Here is a 3,979-nt window from a genome sequence, read left to right as displayed (position 1 = left end):
GCCCCGACGTGGACCTCGACGAGGGCCTCGACGTCACGGGGCAGTGCCTCGCCCGGGCCGAAGCCCGGCTCGGGCAGTCCCCAGATGCTGCGCCGGCCGCCGAAGGCCGCCGCGAAGCGGGCGTACTGGTGGACTCCGGAGGGGGCCATGTAGGGGCCGAAGCAGACGAGGTGGGGGCCCTCGTCGCCGTGGGCCAGGCGGACCGGTACGGGCCGGTGGCCGTCCGCGTCGGCGGCGTCGAAGACGGGTCGCAGCCGGGCGGCCGCGGTGAGCATCCCGATGCCCTCGGTGAGGCGGCCCGTCTCGCCGGCCCGCCGGTAGAGGCCGACGAGCAGGTCCTCCCCGGGCTCCCCGGCGGGTGTGGCGGGCGTGCCGGCACCGTCGGCGCCGGGGCGCCGGTCCAGGAGTTCGAGGAGGCGGGCGGTGAGGGCGGTGGGGGTGGTGTGGTCGAAGACCAGGGTGCCGGGCAGGGTGAGGCCGGTGGCCCGGCCGAGCCGCTTGGCGAGGCGGACGGCGGTGAGCGAGTCGAAGCCGAGTTCCAGGAAGACCTGCCGCTCCCCCACCGCGTCGGCGGAGGGGTGGCCGAGTACGACGGCCGCCTCGGAGCGTACGAACTCCAGCACGGCCGGGGCCCGGTCGGCGCCGCCGAGCCCGGCGAGGCGGCGCAGCAGGGGCGGTTCGCCGTCGGCGGGGGCGTCCGCCCCGCCGTCCTCGGCGGCCGTCAGACGGCGCACCTCGGGCAGGTCGGCGAGGAGGGGGCTGGGCCGGGCGGCGGTGAAGCCGGGGACGAAGCGGGTCCAGTCCACCTGGGCGACGACCGCGGTGGTGTCGCCCCGTTCGACCGCGCGGCGCAGGGCCAGCACCCCGAGGCCGGGGTCCATGGGGTCGAGTCCGCGCAGCCGCAGCCGCTCCTCGGCCGCCGTGTCGACCATGCCCCCGCCGCCCCAGGCGCCCCAGGCCACGGAGGTGGCGGTCAGGCCTCGGGCCCGGCGGTCCTCGGCGAGGGCGTCCACGAAGGCGTTGGCCGCCGCGTATCCGGCCTGGGCTCCGCTGCCCCAGGCCGCGGCTCCGGAGGAGAACAGCACGAAGGCGTCGAGTTCCCGGTCGGCGAGGAGTTCGTCCAGGTGGGCGGCGCCCGCGGCCTTCGCTCCCATGAGGGCGTCGAGTTCGGCGACGGTGGTGTCGGCGAGCATGGCGGGGGTGCCGGTGCCGGCGGCGTGCACGACGGCGCTCAGCGGGGGCAGGGGCTCGAGGGAGTCCAGGAGCCGGGCCACGTCGGCGCGGTCGGCCAGGTCGCAGGCGGCGAGGGTCACGCCGGCGCCCAGGGCCCGCAGTTCGGCGGCGAGCTCCGCGGCGCCTTCGGCGTCGGGGCCGCGGCGGCCGGCGAGCACCAGGTGGGCGGCTCCGGCGCCGGCGAGCCAGCGGGCGACGTGGCCGCCGATGTGGCCGGTGCCGCCGGTGACGAGGACGGTGCCGCGGGGCTGCCAGCCGGGGGCGTCGGGCGTCGCGGTGGTGGCCGCGTGGAGCAGCCGGCGGGCGAGGACGCCGTCGGGGCGGAGGGCGAGCTGGTCCTCGTCGCCGCCGGCGGTGAGGGCGGCGACCAGCCTGCGGCCGGTGCGGCCGTCGGTGGCGCGTACCCCGCCGGGCAGGTCGATGTGGCCGCCCCACCGGCCGGGGTGCTCCAGGGCGGCGACCCGGCCGAGGGCCGCCACCGGTGCCTGGCGGACGGCGCGGACGGGGTCGGCGGGGCCGGTGGAGACCGCGCCCCGGGTCAGGCACCACAGGGGGGCGTCCAGGGCGGCGTCGCCGAGTGCCTGGACGAGGAGCAGGGTGGTGGCGAGGCCGAGCGGGACGGCGGGGTGCTCCGGGTGGGCCCGTTCGTCGAGGGCGAGCAGGGACAGGATGCCGGTCGCTTCGCGGCCGGCCGTGCGCAGTGCGTCGGCGAGGTCCTGCCGGTCGGCGTCGCCCGTCACGTCCAGCCGGACGATCCGGGCGCCGTGGGCGGCGAGGGAGTCCAGTGCCAGGTCCACGGCGGGGTCCCCGGGCAGTTCACGCGGTATGACGGCGAGCCAGACCCCGGCGGGGGCGGTGGGCGGGGCCGGGTCGGCCACCGGCTTCCAGGCGATGCGGTAGCGCCAGGCCTCGGTGGCGGCCTCGTCGTGGCGGCTCCGGTGCCAGGTGTTCAGGGCCGGGAGCGCGGTGCGGAGGGTGGCGTCCTCGTCGATGCCCAGGTCCCGGGCGAGGGTGGTGAGGTCCCCGCGGGTCACGGCGTCCCAGAATCCGGTGTCGGTGGCGGATCCGCCCGTGGGGGCCGGGGCGGTTAGGTGGGCAGGGCGGGGGTCGGCCGGCCGGGGCGCGGCGCGCCCTCGCCCAGCACGGTTCCCCAGTCGACGGGGACGCCGTGGGCGTGGGCCTCGCCGAGGGAGGTGAGGAAGCGGCGGGCGCCGCCTTCGGTGCGGGTGAGGGTCGTGAGGACGGCGGCGGGGGCCGGGGCGGGGGTGTCGTCGATGGTGTCCTGGAGCCCGTAGACCAGTACGGGGTGCGGGCTGATCTCGATGAACACCCGGTGCCCGTCGGCCAGCAGCCGTCGGGAGGCCTGTTCGAAGCGGACGGTGCGGCGCAGGTTGCCGTACCAGTAGGCGGCGTCCGGCGGGGTGTCGAGGGGTCCGCCCGTGACCGTCGAGTAGAACGGGATCGCGGGCGCGGCGGGTGCCAGCGCGGCGAGTTCGGCGGCGAGTTCCCCTTGCAGGGATTCGACCTGGGCGCTGTGCGAGGCGATGTCCACCCGGACCCGCTTGGCGCGTACGCCGTCGGCGGCGCAGGCTTCGAGGAGTGCGTCCAGGGCGTCGGGGTCGCCGGCGACGACGGTGGTGCGGGGCCCGTTGACGGCGGCGACGGCGAGGCGTCCGTCCCAGGGGGCGACGCGTTCGGCGGCCTCGGTCTCCGGCAGGGGGAGGGAGACCATGCCTCCCCGTCCGGACAGGCGCAGGAGCAGGGCGCTGCGACGGGCGACGAGACGGGCGCCGTCTTCGAGGGTGAGGGCTCCGGCGACGACGGCGGCGGCGATCTCGCCCTGTGAGTGGCCGACGACGGCGGCGGGGCGGACCCCGCAGGAGCGCCAGAGTTCGGCGAGGGAGACCATTACGGCCCAGAGCACGGGCTGGACCACGTCGGGTGTCTCCAGTGCCGGGGCGCCGTCCGCATCGCGCAGGACGTCTTCGAGGTCCCAGTCCACGTGGGGGGCCAGGGCCCGGCCGCAGGCGGCGATCCGGTCGCGGAAGACCTCGGAGGTGTCGAGGAGTCCGAGGGCCATGCCGGCCCACTGGGAGCCCTGGCCGGGGAAGACGAACACGGGCTGGGCGGGGGCGGCGGCGGTACCGCGGACGGCACCGCCGTGGGAGGCGCCGGAGGCGAGGGCGTCGAGGGCGGAAATCAGCTCGTCGCGGTCCTCGCCGACGGCCACGGCGCGTTCGGCGAAGGGGGTGCGGGTGGTGGCGAGGGCGTAGCCGGTCTCCCGCGGGTCGGCGTCGGGGTCCTCGCGCAGGAGGGCGGCGACGCGGGCCGGCGACGCGGGCCGCCTGTTCCTCCAGGGCGGGGACGGTGCGGGCGGCGAGCGGCAGCGCGGTGGCCCCGGGTGCCAGGGGCCGGGGCGCGGGGGTGCCGGCCGGGGTGGCGGCGTCGGCGGCGTCGGCCGCGGGGTGGGGGGCTTCCTCGATGATGACGTGGGCGTTGGTGCCGCTCATGCCGAAGGAGGACACGCCGGCGCGGCGGGGCCGGCCGTCGGCGTCGGGCTCCCAGGCCACGGGTGCGGTGAGCAGCCGGACGGCGCCGGCCGTCCAGTCGGCGTGCGGGGTGGGCTCGTCGGCGTGCAGGGTCCTGGGGAGGAGTCCGTGCCGCAGCGCCTGGACCATCTTGATGATGCCGCCGGCTCCGGCGGCGGCCTGGGTGTGGCCGATGTTCGACTTGAGGGAGCCCAGCC

At 78.1% G+C, this 3,979-nt stretch carries 1 protein-coding gene and 1 pseudogene; both read right to left on the bottom strand.

Going from position 1 to position 3,979, the window contains the following annotated elements; all coding sequences use genetic code 11:
* Positions 1-2,267 (bottom strand): SDR family NAD(P)-dependent oxidoreductase (locus VR44_RS37000; protein WP_169791085.1); only part of this gene is annotated, 2,267 nt, incomplete at its 3' end.
* A 164-nt stretch (positions 2,268-2,431) separates the two neighbouring features.
* Positions 2,432-3,979 (bottom strand): annotated as a pseudogene (locus VR44_RS36995) (acyltransferase domain-containing protein); the annotation flags it as partial.

The organism is Streptomyces katrae, from assembly GCF_000966975.1.
In the GTDB taxonomy this organism is placed as follows: domain Bacteria; phylum Actinomycetota; class Actinomycetes; order Streptomycetales; family Streptomycetaceae; genus Streptomyces; species Streptomyces katrae.
This window is presented reverse-complemented; position numbering and strand designations above follow the sequence as displayed.